The organism is Albibacillus kandeliae, assembly GCF_003116585.1.
Lineage (GTDB): Bacteria > Pseudomonadota > Alphaproteobacteria > Rhodobacterales > Rhodobacteraceae > Albibacillus > Albibacillus kandeliae.
On record NZ_QEHM01000024.1, the window covers coordinates 1 to 2,559 of the forward strand.

Annotated in this window: 2 protein-coding genes and 1 pseudogene; all 3 read left to right on the plus strand. The window is 67.4% G+C overall.

Features of this window, described 5'->3' with window-relative positions:
- On the plus strand, positions 1-1,184 hold a 1,184-nt coding region (locus DDT93_RS26270; protein ID WP_157960314.1), incomplete at its 5' end, for a hypothetical protein.
- Complete coding sequence (locus DDT93_RS26275) at positions 1,184-2,092, plus strand: hypothetical protein (protein WP_109468886.1); 909 nt, start codon at positions 1,184-1,186, stop codon at positions 2,090-2,092. The genes DDT93_RS26270 and DDT93_RS26275, both read left to right, overlap by 1 nt.
- Positions 2,093-2,104: 12 nt before the next feature.
- Positions 2,105-2,559 (plus strand): annotated as a pseudogene (locus DDT93_RS26845) (hypothetical protein); the annotation flags it as partial.

The following is a 2,559-nucleotide window of genomic DNA, read 5'->3' on the forward strand; positions in this document are numbered from 1 at the left end:
GGAAGCTGGTGCAGCAGGCCGAGGCAGGGATTGAGACCACGCTGGACTTCATCATCCGGCGTGATGACCTGACGGCGGCCGACAGGTGGCTTGCGACCACGGCCCTCTCCGAGCACGTGACCGCGCTCGACTTCGTGCTGCGCAACGATCTCGACCGGCAGACGCGCAAGCTGGTGCTGGAGACCTCGGGAGACCTGCGGCGCAACCTGACGCTGGAGCTCGGCCGGGACCTCGACGGGGAGACCCGGACGCTGGTTCTGACCCGCTCCGCCACGCTCTCGCGGCGCGTGAACCTGGCGCTGACCAACACCGGGCGGAACACCCTCGAGGCGCTCTCCAGGCTGCAGAGCCTCGTCGGCACCACGGGCAACGGCAAGATCACCTTCGACGGGGGGCTGAGCTTTACCCCCGATGCCGCCTTCGAGACGCTCTTCGGCGATCTCTCGGACAGCACGACCCGGCTGGAGCAGCCGCTTTCCCGGCTTCACGACATGCTGGGGCAGCTCCGGGACGCGGTGAACGCGGATCGGGAGGCGCGGGCGACCGAGACCCGGATCGCGGCGCTGCAGGTCAAGGGAGAGACCCTCGTCGGCAAGAACGCCACCGCCGCCGGCGCGGAGACGCTCGAGCGCTTCAACGCCCTGCGCGCGGCCTACGGCGTCGCGCTGACCGGGCAGGACGGGTCGGTCAGTCTCGACGCGGCCGGGCTGATCTCGCCCTCCTTCGATTACTACAGCGGCACCGCGCAGGGCATCACGGCCTTCAAGGCGGCGCTCAAGGAAGAGTTCGGGACCGAGACGGCCGCCGCGATCTTCGAGGCGGCCAACAGCAAGGTGAGCAACGCGGCGGCGCGCATCGAGTCCCTGCGCGCGCAGATCCGCAACCTCGGCGGTATCCCTGCCTTCGCCTCGGGCGGGGTGCATACGGGCGGCTGGCGCCTGGTCGGTGAGCGCGGCTGGGAGCTGGAGAACACCGGACCCTCGCGGGTGGTGAGCCATTCCGACTCCGTCGCCATGCTCGACAACCGGCCGGTGGTGCGAGCGCTCGACCAGGTGAACGCGCGGCTGGAGACACTGACCCGCCAGCAGGCGGTGCTCGCTCAGCGCCAGGAGCTCCACGTGAAGAAGACGGCCCAGCTGCTCGAAGCCTGGGACGAGGACGGCCAGCCGGAGGTGCGCGCCTGATGGACTTCAACATTCTCTCGCCGATGGCGGTCACCGATGCCGAGCTCATGGCCTCGAACATTCCGGAGGACGATTATCCCAGCTGGAGCGCGGGGGAGACCTATGCGCAGGGCGCGCTGGTGATCTCGACCGCGACCCACAAGATCTACGAGAGCATGCAGGCGGGCAACATCGGCAACGACCCGACCAGCGATGATGCGACCTGGTGGCTCGAGCTGCGCGCCACGAACCGCTGGCGCGCCTTCGACAACGGGCGCGAGAGCAAGGCCACACGGGCGGATCAGATCACCTACACCATCGTGCCGACGCAGGATTGCGACGCGATCTCCTTCTTCGGCCTGACCGCCGGCGCGGTACGGATCGAGGTGCTCGACGGCACGACGGTGATCTACGACGAGACCTTTCCCATGTCCGACACGAGCAACGTGGTCAGCATGTATACCTGGTTCTTTGGCGGCGTGACCTACGCGCGCCAGAAGGTGCTGAACGGCTTTCCGGGCTACACCGGGCACGAGGTCAACATCACGATCTCCGCGCCCGGGGCGACGGCCGAGGTCGGTCATATCGTGCTCGGCCGCAACTACCTGCTCGGCACGGTCATGGACGGGGTCGAGATCCAGCACGTCAGCCACAGCCGCAAGGAATACGACGACTTCGGCGACGAGATCCTCGTCAAGCGTGGCTCGACCCGCAAGCTGACCATCCCGATCCGGGTGCCCACGGTGCAGGGCCCGCGCGTCATGGACCTGGTCGCCGAGGTCGATGGGCTGGTGACGGCCTTCTACGGGACCTCCCTCGGCGAGAGCAACTTCGGGGTCGAGGGCCTCGGCTTTGTCGATGATCACACCCAGCCGCTCGATGCGGCCGGGGACTCCGTCTTCACCCTCGTCATGAAAACCATCAAGTAGGATCGATCGCGCATGCCCCTTCCAACCTTCTCCGAGTGGCCGGATATCCCGTCGCGCAGCGCGCCGGAGGCTGACTTCGACGCCAAGATGTATGCCGTGTTCCAGTTCATGGCCGGCACGTACCGCGACGAGTTCCTCGCCTTCGCCGCCTTCCTCGAAGCCAACAGCACGGTGGTCGGCGGGACGCTGAACGACACCACCATCGGGCTCACCACGCCGGCGGCCGGGAAGTTCACCACGGTGCTGGCCTCGACCTGGGCGGGAACGGCGGTCAACGGGGGCGCGGGCGCGATCATCGAGCGCGGCACCAATGCGAATGGCGACTACGTCCGCTTTGCTGATGGAACGCAGCTCTGCTGGTACCGGATGAATCTTGGCTCCATCCTGTCGGCAGGTGCCGGCACCTTCGCCGACCCCTATCGAAGCGCGCCAATCGGCTGGACGTTCCCGGCGGTCTTCATTGCCAA

What these genes read in the sequence shown, in the direction of transcription:
- DDT93_RS26275 (WP_109468886.1), top strand. Translation starts at nt 1,184, where the DNA reads ATGGACTTCAACATTCTCTCGCCGATGGCGGTCACCGATGCCGAGCTC.